16 protein-coding genes are annotated in these 18,732 nt (G+C 71.9%); 9 read left to right on the top strand and 7 right to left on the bottom strand.

Annotated elements, in window-relative coordinates:
* Positions 1-19: 19 nt before the first annotated feature.
* Both AB0D93_RS24630 and AB0D93_RS24625 read left to right on the top strand, forming a co-directional pair.
* The gene (locus AB0D93_RS24630) at positions 20-1,408 is read left to right on the top strand and encodes an OFA family MFS transporter (RefSeq protein WP_362122781.1); all 1,389 of its coding nucleotides are present in this window, start codon (positions 20-22) and stop codon (positions 1,406-1,408) included.
* Between the two features lies 1 nt (position 1,409).
* Positions 1,410-2,810, top strand: coding sequence for an OFA family MFS transporter (locus AB0D93_RS24625; RefSeq protein ID WP_362122778.1), 1,401 nt, complete (start codon positions 1,410-1,412; stop codon positions 2,808-2,810).
* A gap of 317 nt (positions 2,811-3,127) precedes the next feature.
* Here the strand turns inward: AB0D93_RS24625 and AB0D93_RS24620 are convergent, their stop codons facing one another.
* The 4 genes from AB0D93_RS24620 to AB0D93_RS24605 form a co-directional block, all read right to left on the bottom strand.
* Positions 3,128-3,805 carry a GntR family transcriptional regulator gene (locus AB0D93_RS24620; RefSeq protein ID WP_362122833.1) on the bottom strand — a complete coding sequence of 226 codons (678 nt, stop codon included), beginning with the start codon at positions 3,803-3,805 and terminating at the stop codon, positions 3,128-3,130.
* A gap of 116 nt (positions 3,806-3,921) precedes the next feature.
* Positions 3,922-4,869, bottom strand: a complete 948-nt coding sequence (locus AB0D93_RS24615; protein ID WP_362122775.1) for a beta-ketoacyl-ACP synthase III — start codon at positions 4,867-4,869, stop codon at positions 3,922-3,924.
* A gap of 139 nt (positions 4,870-5,008) precedes the next feature.
* The gene (locus tag AB0D93_RS24610; RefSeq protein WP_362122772.1) at positions 5,009-5,137 is read right to left on the bottom strand and encodes a hypothetical protein; all 129 of its coding nucleotides are present in this window, start codon (positions 5,135-5,137) and stop codon (positions 5,009-5,011) included.
* Positions 5,112-6,446 carry an OFA family MFS transporter gene (locus tag AB0D93_RS24605; RefSeq protein ID WP_362122769.1) on the bottom strand — a complete coding sequence of 445 codons (1,335 nt, stop codon included), beginning with the start codon at positions 6,444-6,446 and terminating at the stop codon, positions 5,112-5,114. The genes AB0D93_RS24610 and AB0D93_RS24605 overlap by 26 nt, the downstream gene beginning before the upstream one ends.
* 217 nt (positions 6,447-6,663) lie before the next feature.
* Here AB0D93_RS24605 and AB0D93_RS24600 point away from each other — a divergent pair, with 217 nt between their 5' ends.
* From AB0D93_RS24600 to fdhD, 5 genes are read left to right on the top strand one after another with little or no spacing between them, the layout of a single operon-like run.
* Positions 6,664-7,635, top strand: coding sequence for a 2-dehydropantoate 2-reductase (locus tag AB0D93_RS24600; protein WP_362122766.1), 972 nt, complete (start codon positions 6,664-6,666; stop codon positions 7,633-7,635).
* Positions 7,632-9,551 carry a molybdopterin-dependent oxidoreductase gene (locus AB0D93_RS24595; RefSeq protein WP_362122763.1) on the top strand — a complete coding sequence of 640 codons (1,920 nt, stop codon included), beginning with the start codon at positions 7,632-7,634 and terminating at the stop codon, positions 9,549-9,551. Before AB0D93_RS24600 ends, AB0D93_RS24595 begins: the two co-directional genes overlap by 4 nt.
* 4 nt (positions 9,552-9,555) lie before the next feature.
* Complete coding sequence (locus AB0D93_RS24590) at positions 9,556-11,373, top strand: NADH-ubiquinone oxidoreductase-F iron-sulfur binding region domain-containing protein (protein WP_362122760.1); 1,818 nt, start codon at positions 9,556-9,558, stop codon at positions 11,371-11,373.
* Positions 11,370-12,230 carry a 2Fe-2S iron-sulfur cluster-binding protein gene (locus AB0D93_RS24585; protein WP_362122757.1) on the top strand — a complete coding sequence of 287 codons (861 nt, stop codon included), beginning with the start codon at positions 11,370-11,372 and terminating at the stop codon, positions 12,228-12,230. The genes AB0D93_RS24590 and AB0D93_RS24585 overlap by 4 nt, the downstream gene beginning before the upstream one ends.
* Before the next feature lie 7 nt (positions 12,231-12,237).
* Positions 12,238-13,086 (top strand): formate dehydrogenase accessory sulfurtransferase FdhD, encoded by an 849-nt coding sequence (gene fdhD, locus AB0D93_RS24580; RefSeq protein WP_362122754.1) that lies wholly within the window; start codon positions 12,238-12,240, stop codon positions 13,084-13,086.
* Between the two features lie 431 nt (positions 13,087-13,517).
* Here fdhD and AB0D93_RS24575 read toward each other — a convergent pair whose 3' ends face one another.
* A complete protein-coding gene (locus AB0D93_RS24575) occupies positions 13,518-14,045 on the bottom strand; it encodes an isochorismatase family protein (RefSeq protein WP_362122750.1) in 528 nt (175 codons plus the stop codon).
* 19 nt (positions 14,046-14,064) lie between these two features.
* Complete coding sequence (locus AB0D93_RS24570) at positions 14,065-14,502, bottom strand: MarR family winged helix-turn-helix transcriptional regulator (RefSeq protein WP_362122747.1); 438 nt, start codon at positions 14,500-14,502, stop codon at positions 14,065-14,067.
* A 127-nt stretch (positions 14,503-14,629) separates the two neighbouring features.
* Between AB0D93_RS24570 and AB0D93_RS24565 the strand changes: the two genes are divergently transcribed.
* Positions 14,630-15,547 carry a zinc-binding dehydrogenase gene (locus AB0D93_RS24565; RefSeq protein WP_362122744.1) on the top strand — a complete coding sequence of 306 codons (918 nt, stop codon included), beginning with the start codon at positions 14,630-14,632 and terminating at the stop codon, positions 15,545-15,547.
* Positions 15,548-15,686: 139 nt separating this feature from the next.
* Positions 15,687-17,564, top strand: coding sequence for a sialidase family protein (locus AB0D93_RS24560; RefSeq protein WP_362122741.1), 1,878 nt, complete (start codon positions 15,687-15,689; stop codon positions 17,562-17,564).
* Here the strand turns inward: AB0D93_RS24560 and AB0D93_RS24555 are convergent.
* On the bottom strand, positions 17,514-18,557 hold the full coding sequence (locus tag AB0D93_RS24555) for a bile acid:sodium symporter family protein (protein ID WP_362122738.1): 1,044 nt from the start codon (positions 18,555-18,557) through the stop codon (positions 17,514-17,516). The two genes, AB0D93_RS24560 and AB0D93_RS24555, sit on opposite strands and share 51 nt — an antisense overlap.
* Positions 18,558-18,732 lie beyond the last annotated feature (175 nt).

The following is an 18,732-nucleotide window of genomic DNA, read 5'->3' as shown; positions in this document are numbered from 1 at the left end:
CAAGGGGTGCAGAGCAGCCATGAAATCCACCGATCTATCGATACCCGTCCCCTTCAGGGAGGTGACGGATCGCAACGGCCGCGTGTACCGGATCGGCGAGACAGACGTCGATCTCATGGGCCGAACACGCATGTGGATGGTCGTCCTGCCCTGGGTGGGCATGATGGGCATCAGCTCCGCCGAGTACGCGTTCACCTCCGCGGAGGACACGCTGCACGAGGCGCATCTGTGGAGCAGCGGGAACATCTTCTGGCTGCTGGGCGTCTGGGTGTTCTTCCAGGCGGCCGTGGCCTTCCCGGCCGGGCAGCTGCGGGAGAGCGGACGGCTCCCGGCCCGTACGGCCATGCTGGTCGGCGCGGCGGGCACGCTGCTGGGCTATCTGTCGCCGGCGTACGCGCCGAACGTGGCCGTCGCCTGTCTCGGCTTCGGCATGTGCAGCGGCATCGGCGCCGGTCTCGTCTACGCGACCTGCGTGAACATGGTCAGCAAGTGGTATCCGGAGCGCAGGGGCGGCAAGACGGGTTTCGTCAGCGGCGGCTTCGCCTACGGGTCCGTGCCGTTCGTGTTCCTCTTCACCTCCGTGCTGGACCTGAGCAACTACCGGGTCGTGCTCACCACGGCCGGCGTCGGGCTGTGTCTGGTGGTGGCCACGGCCGGCTGGTTCTTCCGGGACCCGCCGAAGAACTGGTGGCCGCCGCACGTCGATCCGCTCAAGGCCGACCGGGACCCCCGGACACGGCGGGCCCTGGAGAAGAACCCACCCGCGATCAGGCAGTACACCCCGAAGGAGGCCGCCCGTACGCCCGTCCTGTGGATGATGTGGTTCTGTCTGCTGTGCACGGCCGGGATCAATGTCTTCGGCATCGCCTTCCAGGTGCCGTTCGGCAGGGACATGGGGTTCGCGGGCGGGATCGTCGCCACCGCGATGTCGTTGCAGGCGATCGTCAACGGCACCGGTCGCGGGGTCGTCGGCTGGGTCTCCGACCGGTACGGCCGCCGGAACACGCTGATCATCGTCTGTGCCGTGCTCGGCGGTGCGCAGTTCGGTGTGCTGGTCTCCGGCCAGGCGGGCAGCATGCCGTTCTTCCTGTTCTGCTCCATGGTCTCCGGGTTCGGCGGCGGGGCGGTCTTCCCGCTGTTCGCGGCCATGACGGCGGACTACTTCGGTGAGAACCACAACGCCACCAACTACGGGCTGGTCTACAGCTCCAAGCTGGTGTCCGGGCTGGTGGGCTCCGGGCTGGGCGCGGTCGTCGTCGGGGAGTGGGACTACCACGGCGCGTTCGTCCTGGCGGGCTCCATCGGCCTGGCCTCAGCGGTACTGGCCCTCTTCCTCAAGGCACCGGGCAGGCCCGACGCCCGGCGCATCGTCCCCAACCCGCATCCGCTCGGCGAGGAGATGGCGTGACATGACGGCAGACCCGATAGCCACGAACAGCACCGGTGCCGAACGACGTCCGTACCGCGAGGTGACGGACGCCCACGGCCGGGTGTACCGGATCGGCGAGACCGACCGGGACATCCTCGGCCACTCCCGCAAGCTCATGGTGTATCTGCCCTGGATCGCCATGATGGCCATCAGCGTCTTCGAGTACGCGTACGGTTCCGCCGAGGACACCCTGTCGCGCGCGCACGGCTGGACGCAGTCCAACACCTTCTGGATCCTGAGCATCTGGGTGTTCTTCCAGGCCGGCATCGCCTTCCCGGCGGGCTGGCTGCGCGAGAAGGGCGTCCTGACCGCGCGGCGGGCGATGCTCACCGGATCCGGGATGTGCCTGCTCGGCTTCCTCGCCCTGTCCCACATCAGCGAGATCTGGCTGGCGATCATCGGATTCGGGGTGATCGGCGGGCTCGGTTCCGGCCTCGTCTACGCGACGTGCATCAACATGGTCGGCAAGTGGTTCCCCGAACGGCGCGGCGCCCGGACGGGTTTCGTGAACGGCGGCTTCGCCTACGGCTCGCTGCCCTTCATCTTCGTCTTCAACTACGCCTTCGACACGGCCAACTACCACCGGGTCCTGGACCTGATCGGGCTCTACGTCATGGTCGTGGTGCTGGTCAGCGCGTTCTTCTTCAAGGACCCGCCGAAGAACTGGTGGCCCGCCGACATCGACCCGCTCACCTTCGCGGGCGACACCAAGAACGCGGCGAGCCTCGCCAAGAACCCGCCCGCAGTACGGCAGTTCACCCCGAGGGAGGCCGTCCGCACCGGCATGCTGCCGCTGATGTGGATCTCCATCGTGATGACCGCCGGCGTGTCGATCTTCGGGATCTCCTTCCAGGTGGACTTCGCCAAGGACGTGGGCTTCGGCCCGCTCGTCGCGGCCTCGTCAATGGGCGTCATGGCGGTCATCAACGGCATCGGCCGGGGTGTCGTGGGCTGGCTGTCGGACCGGTTCGGCCGCAAGTCCACGCTCGTCTTCGTGATCGTCGTCCTCGGCCTCGCCCAGTTCGGCGTGATCTGGGCCGGTGACGTCAAGAGCGAGTGGCTGTTCCTGTTCTTCGCCTTCCTCTCCGGTTTCGGCGGCGGCGCCTTCTACCCGCTGTTCGCCGCGCTGACCCCGGACTACTTCGGCGAGAACTACAACGCCACCAACTACGGCCTGGTCTACAGCGGCAAGCTGGTCAGCGGTCTGTTCGGCGGCGGCCTCGGTTCCATGGTGGTCGGCGCCTGGGGCTACGACGGGGCCTACGCGCTGGCCGGCGGTGTGTCGATGCTGGCGGCGGCGATCGCGCTGCTGCTGCGCCAGCCGGGCCGGGGCCGGGCCGGGACGGCCGTGGCGGCACCGCGGACACAGCCCGCCTCCTGAGCACGGCCCAACGGTTCCCCCTCTGCGATCCGCTCGCCGGTCGCGGAGGGGGACCTCCACATGCCCACCACGCCGTCGGACACGGCCGGCCGGGCGACGCCGATCCTCGCCGCCCTGTTCATCTCCGGGGTCCGCGTTGACGCTTTCGCCGCCGGGCGGCCGGCGCCCCGCTCGCCGCGGCCACCGCCACGGCCGGAATCGGCCCGCCGGTCCACGGCGAACTCCTGCTGCCCGTGGCCGCGCTGGTGAGCATGCCGACGGTGGAGACCCGGGCGGGCACGGTGGCGCCCCACCACCACGATGGGCGGGCCGTGGGATCAGGACTCGTTGCGTTCGTGGTAGGAGTGGCGGGTGTGTTCCGTGTGGAGCCGCATCAGGTGGGCGGCCCGCTCGTCGTCGCGGTCGGCGATCGCGGTGATGAGTTCCCGGTGCTCGATCCACGACTGGCGCCCGCGCTGCCGGGCCACCGGGGTGTAGTACCAGCGGACCCGGCGGTCCACCTGGGCGGCGAGTTCGGCGAGGACCGCGTTGCCCGCCAGTTCCATGATCTTGGCGTGGAAGGCCGCGTTGAGGGCGACGGCGCGGTCCACGTCGTCGGCGGCGACGGCCTTCTCGCCCTCGGCGCACAGCTCCTCCAGCGCGCTGACCCCGGGGGTGCCGGCGTGGGTGGCGGCCAGCCGGGCCGCCTCCGCCTCCAGCAGGGTGCGGACGGAGAGCAGCTGGTCGGCCTCCTCCACGGTCGGCTCGTGCACGAACGCGCCCTGCGCGGGCCGCAGATCGACCCAGCCCTCGGTGTTGAGCCGCTGCAGCGCCTCGCGCACGGGTTGCCGGGAGACGCCGAGGTGCCCGGCGAGCTCGCTCTCGACCAGGTGCTGGCCGGGCCGCAGCGCGCGCGTGGTGATGAGCTCGAGCAGTGCCTCGTAGACGCGCTCGCGCAGCGGTCCGGGACGCTCCAGCTTGGGCACCGCCCCCTGCGGCAGTCCGGTCGGCAACATCACGGTCCCCCTCCTGGGCAGGTCTGGCACGCAGACGCTGGACGCTCAGTTTCGATTGTCTTTTGTCTACAGTCTACGGTGCACAAAATCCAGGCCCGATACACCTTTTCCGCCGCTCACGGACAGCGCACGACCTGCCCGGCGTACGAGAGGTTGCCACCGAAGCCGAACAGCAGCACCGGATCGCCGGAACTGAGCGCTCCCTGCTCCAGCAGCTTGGAGAAGGCGAGCGGGATGCTGGCCGCCGAGGTGTTGCCGGATTCGGTGACATCGCGGGCGACCACCGCGTTGACGGCGCCGAGCTTCTCCGCAAGTGGTTCGATGATGCGCAGGTTGGCCTGGTGCAGGACGACCCCGGCGAGGTCCTCGGGGGCCACCCCGGCCCTCTCGCAGGCGCTGCGGGCGATGGCCGGCAGCTGGGTGGTGGCCCAGCGGTAGACGCTCTGCCCCTCCTGCGCGAACCGCGGCGGGGTGCCCTCGATCCGCACGGCGTGCCCCATCTGGGGCACCGACCCCCACAGCACCGGGCCGATCCCCGGCTCCTGACCCGGCGGGCAGGCCTCGACGACGGCGGCCCCGGCCCCGTCGCCGACGAGCACACAGGTGGTGCGGTCGCTCCAGTCGGTGACGTCGGACATCTTGTCGGCGCCGATGACGAGCGCGCGGGTGGCCGCGCCGGCCCGGACGGTGTGGTCCGCGGTGGCCAGGGCGTGGGTGAACCCGGCGCACACCACGTTGACGTCCATCGCGGCCGGCCGGGGGATGCCGAGCCGGGCCGCGACCCGGGCGGCGGTGTTCGGGGAACGGTCGATCGCGGTGGAGGTGGCGACCAGGACCAGGTCGATGTCCTCGGGGGCCAGACCGGCGGCGGCGAGCGCCTTGGCGGCGGCGTGCGCGGCCAGTTCGTCGACCGGCTCGTCGGGTCCGGCGATGTGCCGGGTCCGGATGCCGACCCGGCTGCGGATCCACTCGTCGCTCGTGTCGACCATGCCGGCCAGGTCCTCGTTGGTCAGCACCCGGGCGGGCCGGTAGTGACCGATGGCGGCGATGCGCGAGCCGTTCATGACGAGAGGTCCCCTCGTTGCCGTGGGTAGCGGGATCCCTCAGTCTGATCAGTGACCCACGGGTACGCCGGCAGGTGAAGCCACAGGAATCGGGCGTCCGAGTTGTCGGCTTCCCTCAGACCCTCGGACGCCCGGACATTCATCCCGTGAACAGTTGCATCGCCTTCTGCACGAGTTCGTAGACCCCGTAGGCGAGGGGCGCTCCCACCCACAGCCAGGCGAGGAGGATCAGGCCCCGCCGGCTAGGCGGGCTGCTGTCGCTGGGCATCGGCGGCCTCCCTCTGGGCGGGGACGTGGTGGCGGGTGTGGACGGGGCGGACGAGTTCGTTGGCCACGAAGCCGACGACGAGCAGGCCGATCATGATGCCGAACGACAGCCCGTACAGCGCCGGGCCGTGCTTCCCGGCCTCCTTCTGCCGGTCCGCGATCCAGTTGACGATCAGCGGCCCGAGTACGCCCGCGGTGGACCAGGCGGTGAGCAGCCGGCCGTGGATCGCGCCGACCTGGTAGGTGCCGAAGAGGTCCTTCAGATAGGCGGGAACGGTCGCGAAGCCGCCGCCGTAGAAGGACAGGATCACCAGGGCGCACAGGACGAACAGCGGTTTCGCCGAGTCCCCGAACAGCGCGAGGAGCAGGTACATCAGCGCGCCGACGCCGAGGTAGACGCGGTAGATGTTCTTGCGGCCGATGCGGTCGGAGGCGGACGACCAGCCGATCCGGCCCGCCATGTTGGCCGCCGACAGCAGCGCGACGAAACCGGCGGCCGCGGAGGCCGACACTGGGGTGGAGCCGCCGGTGAAGAAGTCCGTGATCATCGGGGCGGCCTTCTCCAGGATGCCGATGCCGGCGGTCACGTTGGTGCACAGCACGACCCACAGCAACCAGAACTGCGGGGTGCGCAGCGCGCTGCCGGCGGACACCTGCACACCGGCGACGGAGCTCGGCCCGCTCGCGCTCGAGCCGGGCGTGTCCCCGCGAGGCACGCGGACGAGGAGCACGCCGAGCGTCATGAAGACGGCGTACACCAGACCGTGCACGAGGAACGCGAGCGCGATGCCGGAGTGGCCGGTGCCGAAGGAGTCGAGCATCTGCGCCGACCAGGGCGAGGCGATCAGCGCGCCGCCGCCGAAGCCCATGATGGCGATGCCGGTGGCCATGCCGGGCCGGTCGGGGAACCACTTGATCAGGGTGGAGACGGGCGAGATGTAGCCGATGCCGAGGCCGATCCCGCCGACGAAGCCGTAGCCGAGGACGATCAGCCAGTACTGCCTCGTCTGGGCGCCGAGCGCGGAGATCAGGAAGCCGGAGGAGAAGCAGACCAGGGCCACGGTCATCGCCCAGCGCGGCCCGTTGCGTTCGACGAGCGTGCCGCCGAACGCGGCCGACAGCCCGAGCATCACGATCGCCAGTTGGAAGGGCAGGGCGCTCTGGGTGCCGTCGAGGTTCAGCGCGGATTCCAGGGGCGGCTTGAACACGCTCCAGGCGTAGGCCTGCCCGATGGACAGATGGACGGAGAGGGCGGCGGGCGGTACGAGCCAGCGGCTCCAGCCCGGGGGTGCGAGAGGGGGGCTGCTCATGCCCGCGGACGCTAGGGCCGGCAGGGGGAGTTGAGAAGGGTGCGGTCGACCGTATGCGGTGAACGGTGTCCGGGACGCGTTCAACGGTCGGCGCACGACCCTTGCCGAGGATCATTCCATACTGTAGACAATATTTCGTCGACAGGATTCAGCCGACGTTCGACGGTCGGCCCCTCTCCCTCTCCGCGGTATCCCTCAAACCGAACGGAGTGCTCCCGTGAAAGTGGCAGTTCTCGGCGCCGGCGCCATAGGCGCCTACGTCGGTGCCGCGCTCCACCGCGCCGGCGCCGATGTGCACCTCATCGCGCGTGGACCGCATCTCGCGGCCATGAGGCAGCACGGAGTACGTGTGCTCAGCCCGCGTGGCGACTTCACCGCGCACCCCCACGCCACCGACGATCCCGGCGAGGTCGGCCCGGCGGACTACGTCTTCCTCGGCCTGAAGGCCAACGCGTACGCGGCGTGCGGGCCGCTGATCGCGCCGCTGCTGCACGAGCGCACCGCGGTGGTGGCCGCACAGAACGGCATCCCCTGGTGGTACTTCCACCGGCACGGCGGCCCCTACGACGGCCACCGCCTCGAAAGCGTCGACCCGGGCGGCGCCGTCAGCCGGGTCCTCGCCCCCGAGCGGGCGGTCGGCTGCGTCGTCTACGCGGCCACGGAACTCCAGGCACCCGGTGTCGTACGGCACCTGGAAGGCACCCGGTTCTCCATCGGCGAGCCCGACCGCAGCGCCTCGGCCCGCTGCCAGGACCTCAGCGAGGCCATGCGGACCGGGGGTCTGAAGTGTCCGGTGGAGCAGGAGCTGCGCGCGGACATCTGGGTCAAGCTGCTGGGGAACATCTCCTTCAACCCGATCAGCGCCCTGGCCCGCGCCACCATGCGGCAGATGTGCCTGCACGGCGGCACCAGGCGGGTCATCGAGACGATGATGCGCGAGACGCTCTCGGTCGCCGAGGCCCTCGGCTGCACGGTCGGCGTCTCCGTCGAACGCAGGCTCGCGGGCGCGGAACGGGTCGGCGACCACCGCACCTCCACCCTCCAGGACCTGGAGCGCGGCAAGCCGCTGGAACTGGACGTGCTGCTCGCGGCCGTCGTCGAACTCGCGGAGATCACCGGCGTCGAGGTGCCCACGCTGCGCACCGTGCACGCCATATCGGACCTGCTCGCGCTGAGGAGCGCCGCATGAGGAACCGGCAACCGAAGACCTACACCCGGCTGACCCACCCGCTGGTCCGCGACTCCCGGGAGGAGCCGTTCCGGCGGGCGTCCTGGGAGGAGGCGCTGGACCGGGCGGCCCGGGGTCTGGAACGCAACCGGGGCGCGTTCGGGATGTTCTCCTGCGCCCGCGCCACCAACGAGATGAACTACGTGGCGCAGAAGTTCGCCCGGGTCGTCATGGGCACCCACAACGTCGACTCCTGCAACCGGACCTGTCACGCCCCGAGCGTCGCGGGTCTGTCGGCGGCGTTCGGCTCCGGCGGCGGCACGTCGTCGTACGAGGAGATCGAGCACACCGACGTCATCGTGATGTGGGGATCCAACGCCCGTTTCGCGCACCCGATCTTCTTCCAGCACGTGCTGAAGGGGATCAGGAACGGCGCCCGGATGTACGCGGTCGACCCGCGGCGCACCTCGACCGCCGAGTGGGCGGAGAGCTGGCTCGGGCTGAACGTCGGCACCGACATCGCGATGGCGCACGCGATCGGCCGCGAGATCGTCCACGCGGGGCTGGCCAACGAGGCGTTCATCGAGCGGGCCACCACCGGATTCGAGGAGTACCGCGCGCTGGTCGAGCCGTGGACGCCGTCGCTCGCCGAGCAGGTGACCGGCGTACCGGCCCGCGCGATACGGGAGTTGGCCCACGCCTACGCCCGCGCCGAGCGCGCCCAGCTGTGCTGGACGCTCGGCATCACCGAGCACCACAACGGCACCGACAACGTCCGCGCACTGATCAACCTGTCCCTGCTCACCGGTCACGTCGGCCGCTACGGCTCCGGACTGCAGCCGCTGCGCGGGCAGAACAACGTGCAGGGCGGCGGCGACATGGGCGCCATCCCCAACCGGCTGCCCGGCTTCCAGGACATCCTCGACGCGGGCGTCCGGCTGAAGTTCGAGTCGGCGTGGGACACCGTCATCCAGCCGCACTACGGCCTGAACCTGACGGAGATGTTCGAGGCGATGGAGGAGGGGAGTCTGCGGGCCGTGTACTGCGTCGGGGAGAACCCGGCGCAGTCGGAGGCCGACAGCGAGCAGGCCGTACGACGGCTGAGCGCGCTGGACTTCCTCGTCGTCCAGGACATCTTCCTCACCAGGACGGCCCAGCTGGCGGACGTCGTGCTGCCGGCGACCGCCGGGTGGGCGGAGACCGAGGGCACTACCACCAACAGCGAACGCCGGGTGCAGCGCGTCCGGCGGGCCGTCAGCCCGCCCGGCGAGGCCCGTGAGGACATCGACATCATCTGCGCGCTGGCGGCCCGGCTCGGCCACGACTGGAAGTACGCCGACGCCGAGGCCGTGTGGAACGAACTGCGGTCGGTGTCCCCGGACCACTACGGCATGACGTACGAGCGGCTGGAGGAGCACCGGGGCATCCAGTGGCCCTGCCCGAGCACCCGGCAACTCGAACCGTCCTATCTGCACGGCCGGTTGTGGGAGTCCGACCCGCGGCGGCGGGGCACGCCGGCGCCGTTCGGGCTCGTGCGGCACGATCCGCCGGTGGACCTCACCGACGAGGAGTACCCGATCCGGCTGACCACGGGCCGGCGCCTGGACTCGTACAACACCGGTGTGCAGAGCGGCGGTTTCGCCTCCCCGCTGCGCCGCGGCGAGTACGTCGAGCTGTGCCCGGAGGACGCCGAGCGGTACGGGGTCGTCGTCGGCGAGGAGGTGCGGGTGACCTCGCGGCGCGGGTCGGTGGTGGCGCCGGTGTGGGTGGACACCGCGCTGCGGCCCGGTCTGGCCTTCATGACCATGCACTTTCCCGACGAGGTGGACACCAACCGGCTGACGATCGAGGCGAACTGCCCGATCGCCGGGACGGCGGAGTTCAAGGCGTCGGCGATCCGGATCGAGAAGCTTCCCGTCGCGACCATCGTGAGGTGACCTGGTGGATCTGCACTTCGGCGACAGCAAGCCGACGGACGAGGAACGGGCCGCCGTGGACGCCCTGCTGGGCCCGCCGGAGTCCTCCTGGGAGGGCGCCGACCGCAGCGACGCGGACCTGCGGTGGGCGCGCGGCGGCCGCGCGGCCCGGGACCGCCGCGACCTGCTGCTGCCGGGGCTGCACGCGCTCAACGACCGGGTCGGCTGGATCAGCGAGGGCGCCCTCGGCTACCTGTGCCGCCGGCTGACCGTCCCGCCGGCCGAGGCCTACGGGGTCGCCACCTTCTACGCGATGTTCTCCGTGAAGCCCCGCCCGGCGACCGTCCTGCACGTCTGCACCGACCTGGCCTGCGCGTCCGCCGGGGCCGACGCGCTGTGCACCGGCCTGGAGGAACGCCTCGGCAGCGGGGTGAGCGTCGAGCGCAGCCCCTGCCTGGGCCTGTGCGAGCGGGCCCCGGCGGCCCTCGCCGTCAGGGCGGGGGATCCGGTGCGTACGGCGGTGGCGGCGCCGGCCACCGTGGACGAGGCCGTCCGCGCGGCCGGCGCGCCCGACTCGGCCGAGGAGGAGCCTCCGGCTGCGGCGGCCGTGCCCCAGGCGGGCCAGGAGGGCCTCCTCCTGCTGCGGCGGGTGGGGGTCGTCGACCCGGCCTCGCTGGACGACTACCGCGCGCACGGCGGCTACACCGCGCTGCGCCGGGCCTTCGCGCTCGGGCCCGCCGCGGTCATCCGCGAGGTCACCGACTCCGGGCTGGCCGGGCGCGGCGGCGCCGCCTTCCCCACCGGCCGCAAATGGCAGGCCACGGCGTCCCAGGCCGACCACCCGCACTACCTCGTCTGCAACGCCGACGAATCCGAGCCGGGCACCTTCAAGGACCGCGTGATCATGGAGGGCGACCCGTACGCGCTGATCGAGGCGATGACCGTCGCGGCGTACGCGACCGGCGCCCACCGCGGTTACCTGTATCTGCGCGGCGAGTACCCGCGCGCCCTGCGCCGCCTGGAGCACGCGATCGCGCAGGCCCGCGCGCGTGGCTTCCTCGGGGACGACGTCCTCGGCCAGGGGTACGCCTTCGACATCGAGATCCGGCGGGGCGCGGGCGCGTACGTCTGCGGTGAGGAGACGGCCCTGTTCAACTCCATCGAGGGGTACCGGGGCGAGCCGCGCTCCAAGCCGCCCTTCCCCGTCGAGAAGGGGCTGTTCGGCAGGCCTACGGTCGAGAACAACGTGGAGACACTGGTCAACGTCCTGCCGGTCCTGACCATGGGCGCCCCGGCGTACGCGGCGATCGGCACCGAGCAGTCGACCGGGCCCAAGCTGTACTGCGTGTCCGGGAGCGTGGCACGGCCGGGTGTCTACGAGCTCCCCTTCGGCGCCACGCTCGGCGAACTCCTCGAACTGGCCGGAGTCCGGCAGGGGTTGCGGGCGGTGCTGCTCGGCGGTGCGGCGGGCGGTTTCGTACGGCCCGACGAACTGGACATCCCGCTGACCTTCGAGGGCACCCGCCGGGCGGGCACCACGCTCGGCTCGGGTGTGGTGATGGCCTTCGACGACACCGTGCCGCTGCCCCGGCTGCTGCTCAGGATCGCCGAGTTCTTCCGGGAGGAGTCCTGCGGTCAGTGCGTGCCGTGCCGGGTCGGGACCGTCCGGCAGGAGGAGGCGCTGCGCCGGGTCGCCGAGCGCACCGGGGCGGCGGCCGCCGACGACATCGCCCTGCTGCGGGAGGTCGGCCGGGCGATGCGGGACGCCTCGATCTGCGGTCTGGGGCAGACCGCGTGGAACGCCGTGGAATCCGCCATCGACCGTCTGGGGGCGTACGCATGACCGTCACACCGCTGGGCATCCCGCGCCGGCTGCTGGAGTTCACCCTCGACGGCGAGCCGGTCCGGGTGCCGGAGGGCTCGACCGTCCTGGACGCCTGCCGGGCGGCGGGGAAGGACATCCCGACCCTGTGCCAGGGCGACACGTTGCGGCCGAAGAACGCCTGCCGGGTGTGCGTGGTGGAGGTGGAGGGCTCGCGGACGCTGGTGCCGGCCTGCTCGCGCCGGGCGGAGCCCGGTATGGAGGTGCGCACCGGCACCGAGCGGGCCCGGCACAGCCGCAAGATCGTCCTGGAGCTGCTCGCCTCCTCGGTCGACTTGTCGACCACGCCGAGGGCGGCCGAGTGGATCAAGGAGTACGACGCGAAGCCGGACCGTTTCGGCCCCGACGCGGCCGGGGTGAACGAGGAACCGAGGATCGACAACGACCTGTACGTGCGGGACTACGGCAAGTGCATCCTGTGCTACAAGTGCGTCGACGCCTGCGGCGAGCAGTGGCAGAACTCCTTCGCGATCTCGGTCGCCGGGCGCGGTTTCGACGCCCGGATCGCCGTCGAGCACGACGCGCCGCTCACCGACTCGGCCTGTGTGTACTGCGGGAACTGTGTCGAGGTGTGCCCGACCGGGGCGCTGGCGCCGAAGACGGAGTTCGACATGCGGGCGGCGGGCACCTGGGACGAGTCCCGGCAGACGCGGACGTCCACGGTGTGCGCGTACTGCGGGGTGGGCTGCACCCTCACGCTCCATGTGCAGGACAATGAGATCGTGAAGGTCACTTCGCCGCACGACAATCCGGTGACCCACGGCAACCTCTGCATCAAGGGCCGTTTCGGCTACCAGCACGTACAGAACCGGGGCTGATCAGGACATGGGACGAGTCACGGAACGACGCAAGGTCCTCCGCATCCGGGACGGGGCGCTCTCCACCCGGCCGGACACACTCGTCGCCGAGGAACCCCTGGAGATCCGGCTGAACGGAAAGCCGCTCGCGATCACCATGCGTACCCCGGGCGACGACTTCGCGCTGGCGGCGGGGTTCCTGGTGAGCGAGGGTGTGCTGGCCGGCGCGGACGATCTGCAGAACATCGTCTACTGCGCGGGCGCGACGGCGGACGGCTCCAACACCTACAACGTGGTCGACGTGAGGACCGCGCCCGGCGTCGCCCTGCCGGACTTCACCCTGGAGCGGAACGTCTACACGTCCTCCTCCTGCGGTCTGTGCGGAAAGGCCAGCCTGGACGCCGTACGCACGACCGCGCGCTTCCCGATCGCCGACACTCCCCCGGTCCGGGTCACCCCCGAGCTGCTGGCGAGCCTCCCCGACCGGCTGCGGGCGGCCCAGCGGGTGTTCGACCGGACCGGGGGCCTGCACGCGGCGGCGCTGTTCACCGAGGACGGCGAGCTCGTGGACATCCGGGAGGACGTGGGCCGGCACAACGCGGTCGACAAGCTGGTCGGGCGGGCGCTGCGGGACGGCCGGCTGCCGCTGTCGCGGACGCTGCTGCTGGTCTCCGGACGGGCCTCGTTCGAGCTGGCGCAGAAGGCGGTGATGGCGGGCATCCCGGTACTGGCCGCGGTGTCGGCGCCCTCGTCGCTGGCCGTGGACCTGGCCGCGGAGACGGGTCTCACCCTGGTGGGCTTCCTGCGGGGCAGCTCGATGAACGTGTACGCGGGCGAGGACCGCATCGCCCTGCGGGAGGCGGCCGCCCAGGGCTGAGGTGTCTCCCCGCGGCACGGCGGCGGGGGCCCGGCCGGCGGGGAGCGCCCCCTGCGCCGCCGGGCCCCGCCTCAGCCGAGCGGCTGCGCCGCTTCGACGAACGCCGTGATCGTGGGTCGCTGCTGGAGCCGCCGGCCCATGCCGGGTCCGAGTGCCGCGTCGGCGCTGTGCGGGCCGACGGGGCGCTTCCCGTGGAGCCGGCGCCGCTGCGGGTCGGCGCGGTCTCGCCCGGGGTGGCGCGTACCGAGCTGTGGCGGGAGCTGCCGGAGACGGACCGCGCGGGGCTGTTCCGGTCGTCCGCCGAGTCGCTGCCGGTGGGGCGGGTCGGCGAGCCGGCGGATGCGGCGGAGGCGTGTCTGCGTCTGACGCGTGGGGGCTGCGGCACCGGTTCGGTGGTGGTCGTGGACGGGGCGGGGCGTCCGTCCGAGGTGTCAGGTGACCGCGAGGCGTACGCCGGCGGCGGTCACGACCGCGCCGAGCCGGGGGAAGTCGAGCCGGACCGACGCCTCGTGCTCGGCGGCGGTGAGGGCGGCCATGGCGTCCTCGACGAAGACGAGGTCGTAGCCGAGGTCGGCGGCGGCGCGGGCGGTGGACTCGACGCCGAGGTTGGTGGCGATGCCGCCGAACACCAGGGTGGTGACGCCACGTTCGCGCAGCCGCTCGTCAAGTCCGGTGCCCTGGAAGGCGCCGAGGGTCCGCTTGACCACCTCCAGGTCGCCGGCCCGGGCGAGGCCGGGCACGAGGGAGCTGCCGGGCGGCTGCTCGGCGACCGAGGGGCGTTCGACCCGGACGAGGACGACGGGCGCTCCGGCGGCGCGGAAGGCGCCCGCCAACTCCTCGGCGGTGGCCAGCACTTCGGTGCCTTTGCGGGGTTCCAGGGGCAGCGCGACGATGCGTTCCATCAGGTCGACGAGGACCAGGGCGGTGCGCTGCGGATCGAGCACGGGAGCTGCGGTCATGACGGAACGTTAGCCGCCGTCAGCCGTCCGTGCCGGAAATCCGGATCAACAGGCCCGTGAACTGATCGCGTTCGGCGGCGGACAGCGGGGCGAGCAGCTCCTCGTTGGCCTCGCGGGCCGCCTTCTCGCAGCGGACGAGGAGGCGGGCGCCGTCGCCGGTGAGGGAGACGGCGTTCTTGCGCCGGTCCCCGGGGTCGGGGGCGCGGACCACGTGACCGGCGGACTGCAGGTCGTTGAGCACACCCACCAGGTCCTTGGGATCCAGGCCCACGCTGCGGCCGAGGTCGGCCTGGGCGACGGGCTGGAGGTCGCGCACGGCGGAGAGGACCACGTGGTGCCACATCTTCTGCCCCTCGGCCGCGAGAGCGTCGGCGACCAGGGCTCGGCCGCGGGCGGCGGCGCGGCCGAGGAGCCAGCTGGGCAGGGAGCGGATCGCGGGCAGGGGTGCTTCGGCCATGGGGGCAGCGTATCCGAGAAACCGTTGGACCTCCCAACGAAACCGGGATACCGTTGGGACTCCCAACGAGTTCGTGGGGTCCCCCCGATCGACGGGCCGGGTGTGCCCGGCCGTGGAGGTGTGTGCGATGCGTCGCGTCCGGTACGAGTCCACCGGCGGCCCGCTGTTCGTGGAGGAGGCCCCCGTCCCGGAGCCCGGCCCCGGGGAGCTGCTGGTGCGCTGCGCCGCGGTCGGCGTGACCCTGCCCGTGGTCCGCAAGGTCACCGAGGCCGCCGAGCCGATCGCGCTCGGCGGCGAGATCGCCGGCGAGGTGGTGGCGGTGGGCGAGGGCGTGACCCGCTTCCGGCCCGGCGAGCGGGTGACCGGGCTCTGTTTCGGGCACGGGTACGCCGACTTCGCCCTGCTGCACGAGGCCATGGCCACACCGGTCCCGGACGGCGCCGACGCCGTGGACGCGGTCGCGCTCGTGCGCAGCGGTCTGGTGGCGTACGGGGCGCTGGAGGCGGCGCGCCCGGCGCCGGGCGAGTCGGTCCTCGTCACGGCGGCGGCGAGCGGCGTCGGGCACCTGGCCGTGCAACTGGCGCGAGCCCGGGGCGCGGGACGGGTGGTCGGGGCCGTGTCCGACCCGGGCAAGGCGGACTTCGTCCGCTCGCTCGGCGCGGACGACTGTGTGGCGTACGACGACGGCAGCTGGGGAGATCCGGTCGACTGTGTGCTGGACGCCGTCGGCGGCGACCTGCTCACCCCCGCCCTCGCCGCCCTGGCCCCGCACGGCCGCCTCGTCGCCTACAGCTCGGGCGGCGGGACCGTCCAGGCCTACGACCTGCTGGTGGGTGCCAAGTCGGTGATCGGATTCCAGATGGCCCTGATCGCCCGGGGCCGGCCGGACCTGTACGAGCAGTGGCGCCGGGAGCTGTGGCGGCTGTTCGCCGAGGGCGCCCTGAAGCCCCAAGTGCACGCCGAGTTCGCACTGGAGGACGCCGCGAAGGCGCACGAGGCCATCGGGACACGGGCCAACCTCGGCAAGGTCGTACTGCGCCCCTAGTCCCAGAGCCTTCGCGCGCTCCATGTGCTGCACGCTTCTTGTGGGGCGACCCGGCCGCAACTACCTTCGATGGGGCGCACGTTGGACATGGGATGTCCGGATGTCCAGATGTCCGGCCGACGAAGGGCAAGGTCGCACCATGCCGTCAGGTCTTCGCGCCCGCCTCAGAGCCGTACTCGCCACCGCCCTCACCACGGCGGCCCTTCTCCTGGTGCCACTCGCAACCCCCCACCCGGCACACGCCCAACCCTCGGCAGCTTCCCCCGACTTCGAGCAGGAGGTGCTCTTCAAGGCGTCCCAGGACCCCGGCTACGCCTGCTTCCGCATACCGGCGATCGTGCGGACGGCCGACGGCACCCTGCTGGCGTTCGCCGAGGGCCGGGTCCTCAACTGCGGCGACGCCGCCGACATCGACCTCGTCGTCAAGCGCTCCACCGACGGCGGCCGCACCTGGGGCCCGCTGCAGGTGGTCAACGAGGGCGCCGGGGACACGCACGGCAACCCCGCGCCGATCGTGGACCGCGAGACGGGCCGGGTCTGGCTCGCCGAGACGTACAACACCGGCCGTACCGACAGCTCCAGTTGCTCGGTCCCCTGCGACCGCACCCCGCACCTGCAGTACAGCGACGACGACGGCCGGACCTGGTCCGCGCCGCGCGATCTGAGCCCGGAGATCCTGCCCGCCGACTGGAACTCCTGGTACGCGACCGGACCGGTGCACGGCATCCAGCTCACCAGGGGCCGGTACGCGGGCCGGCTGGTCTTCGGGGTGAACACCGAGACCTGGGACGGCAGCCGGGTCACCGCCAACCACGCGGCACTGATCGTCAGCGACGACCACGGCGGTCACTGGCGGATCGGCGCCACCGACACCTGGCCCATCGCCGACGACGGCACCTTCCGGCAGAAACCCTCGGAGCTGACCCTGGCCGAGCGCGGCGACGGCTCCGTCCTGGTCAGCGGTCGCGAGCAGGATGGCACCGACCTCGGCCACCGCACCCAGGCCGTCAGCCGCGACGGAGGCGACAGCTTCACCGCGCCGTTCCACGACCTGCCCGACCTGTACACCCCGCAGGTGCAGGGTTCACTGCTGCGCCTCGGCGACCGCCTGCTGCTGGCCTGCCCCGCCGACCCCGACCGGCGGCGGACGATGATGATCCGCCCCTCCTACGACGGCGGCCGCACCTGGGACAGCGTGGACCGCGGCACGGTCGTCACCACGGACTGGTCCGGCTACTCCGACATGGTGCGCGCGGACGGCGACACGGTGGGCCTGATCTACGAGGGCGGCGCGGTGGACGCGCGCGACGAGATCCGCTTCGCCCGCTTCACCGAGGACTGGCTCACCCCGCGCCGCGGCCCCGACCCCGTCACCGCCGACCTCGCCCCGCACGCCCGCCCGGCGGCGGTGCTCGGCGGCGCGGAGGAGACGGACGGCGTCTTCGGCGGCGCCCTGCGGTTCGACGGCACGGCCGCCGCCGTACGCCTGCCGTACAGCAGTGCGCTGCCGCTGGGCACCAAGGACTTCACGGCGTCCCTGTGGTTCCGGTACACGGCCACGACCGGGGAGCAGCCCCTGCTGTGGATGGGCGGGACCGGCACCACGCAGCCGCAGGTGTGGGTGCGCGGGGAGCCGGCGAACAACCGGATCCAGGGGCTGATCACGGTGCGGGACGGGGCGATCGCGCCGCAGACCGCCTACGCGCGCACGGCCACCGCGTACAACGACGGCCAGTGGCATCACCTGGTGCTGCGCCGGGGCGGGGGGCGGCTGTCGCTGTTCGTCGACGACACCCGGGCGTCCGTCGCCGACATCCCGGGGTCGGTCAGCCGCAACTCCCCCTTCGGCGTGCACATCGGTCAGCGCATGGACAGCCGGGCCTTCTTCACCGGCGCCATCGACGAGGTGCACGTCTGGGACCGGGCGCTCACCGACGCCGAGCTGTCCGATCCGAAGGCGCTCAGGTCACCGAAGGACACGGTCCTGTGGCTGCCCCTGGACCACGTGAGCGGCTGACGCGGTGACGGTGTCCGGGACCTCCTGCGGGTCCCGGGCCCGTCGCCGGGCGATGAACGCGCACACCATCAGCTGCATCTGGTGGAACAGCATCAGCGGCAGCACGGCGAGGGAGGCGTGGGCGCCGAACAGGACGCCGGCCATGGGCAGCCCGGAGGCGAGGGACTTCTTCGACCCGGCGAACTGGATGGCGATCCTGTCCTCCCGGCCGAAACCGAGCGCCTTGCCGCCGTACCAGGTCAGGACGAGCATCACGGCCAGCAGGACGGCCTCGACGACGAGCAGCCCGCCGAGCCGGACGGGGCTGACCTGGTGCCAGATGCCCCGGGTCATGCCCTCGCTGAAGGCGGTGTAGACGACCAGCAGGATCGAGCCGCGGTCGACCAGCCCGAGGACCTTCTTGTGCCGGGCGACGAAGCCGCCGATCCACTGCCGCAGCAGCTGTCCCGCGAGGAACGGCACCAGCAGCTGGAGCACGATCTTGACCAGTGAGTCGGCGGAGAACCCGCCACCGCTGTTGCCGAGCAGTCCCGCCGCCAGCAGCGGGGTGAGGACGATGCCGATGAGGGAGGAGAAGGACCCCGCGCAGATCGCGGCGGGCACGTTTCCCCGGGCGATCGAGGTGAACGCGATGGACGACTGGATCGTGGACGGCACCAGCGTCAGGAACAGCAGCCCCTGGTAGAGCGGCTGGGTCAGCACCACCGGCACCAGGGAGCGCGCCGCCAGACCGAACACCGGGAAGAGGACGAACGTACAGGCCAGCACGGTCACGTGCAGCCGCCAGTGGCGCAGTCCGTTCAGCGCCTCCCGGGTGGAGAGCCGGGCGCCGTAGAGGAAGAAGAGGAAGGCGATCGCGGCGGTCGACGCGCCCGAGGCCACGTCGGCGGCGGCGCCCCGGGCCGGCAGCAGTGCGGCGAGGCCCACGGTCCCGAGCAGCAGGACGATGTACGGGTCGATCGGCATCCAACTCGGCCGGCGCAGGCGGTTCACGGTGCTCCGATTGCTGTGCGGGGACGCGTCCTGCTCCGGACGCGTCGGTGTGATGTGTCGTTTCCTCAGCGGGCCCGCAGGGCCCCCCTCCATCGTCCTCCGCGGGCCACCGATCGGGAATCCCACACACCACTCTGACTGACATCGTGATCCGTGATAACCGGCTAGCCTGGCG

Source organism: Streptomyces sp. NPDC048191, from assembly GCF_040652655.1.
Classification (GTDB): domain Bacteria; phylum Actinomycetota; class Actinomycetes; order Streptomycetales; family Streptomycetaceae; genus Streptomyces.
Note: the sequence above shows the minus strand (reverse complement) of the source record. Positions and strands in the feature narration are given on the sequence as shown.

What these genes read in the sequence shown, in the direction of transcription:
- AB0D93_RS24630 (WP_362122781.1), top strand. Translation starts at nt 20, where the DNA reads ATGAAATCCACCGATCTATCGATACCCGTCCCCTTCAGGGAGGTGACG.
- AB0D93_RS24625 (WP_362122778.1), top strand. Translation starts at nt 1,410, where the DNA reads ATGACGGCAGACCCGATAGCCACGAACAGCACCGGTGCCGAACGACGT.
- AB0D93_RS24620 (WP_362122833.1), bottom strand. Translation starts at nt 3,805, where the DNA reads ATGTTGCCGACCGGACTGCCGCAGGGGGCGGTGCCCAAGCTGGAGCGT.
- AB0D93_RS24615 (WP_362122775.1), bottom strand. Translation starts at nt 4,869, where the DNA reads ATGAACGGCTCGCGCATCGCCGCCATCGGTCACTACCGGCCCGCCCGG.
- AB0D93_RS24610 (WP_362122772.1), bottom strand. Translation starts at nt 5,137, where the DNA reads ATGCCCAGCGACAGCAGCCCGCCTAGCCGGCGGGGCCTGATCCTCCTC.
- AB0D93_RS24605 (WP_362122769.1), bottom strand. Translation starts at nt 6,446, where the DNA reads ATGAGCAGCCCCCCTCTCGCACCCCCGGGCTGGAGCCGCTGGCTCGTA.
- AB0D93_RS24595 (WP_362122763.1), top strand. Translation starts at nt 7,632, where the DNA reads ATGAGGAACCGGCAACCGAAGACCTACACCCGGCTGACCCACCCGCTG.
- AB0D93_RS24585 (WP_362122757.1), top strand. Translation starts at nt 11,370, where the DNA reads ATGACCGTCACACCGCTGGGCATCCCGCGCCGGCTGCTGGAGTTCACC.
- fdhD (WP_362122754.1), top strand. Translation starts at nt 12,238, where the DNA reads ATGGGACGAGTCACGGAACGACGCAAGGTCCTCCGCATCCGGGACGGG.
- AB0D93_RS24575 (WP_362122750.1), bottom strand. Translation starts at nt 14,045, where the DNA reads ATGACCGCAGCTCCCGTGCTCGATCCGCAGCGCACCGCCCTGGTCCTC.
- AB0D93_RS24570 (WP_362122747.1), bottom strand. Translation starts at nt 14,502, where the DNA reads ATGGCCGAAGCACCCCTGCCCGCGATCCGCTCCCTGCCCAGCTGGCTC.
- AB0D93_RS24565 (WP_362122744.1), top strand. Translation starts at nt 14,630, where the DNA reads ATGCGTCGCGTCCGGTACGAGTCCACCGGCGGCCCGCTGTTCGTGGAG.
- AB0D93_RS24560 (WP_362122741.1), top strand. Translation starts at nt 15,687, where the DNA reads ATGCCGTCAGGTCTTCGCGCCCGCCTCAGAGCCGTACTCGCCACCGCC.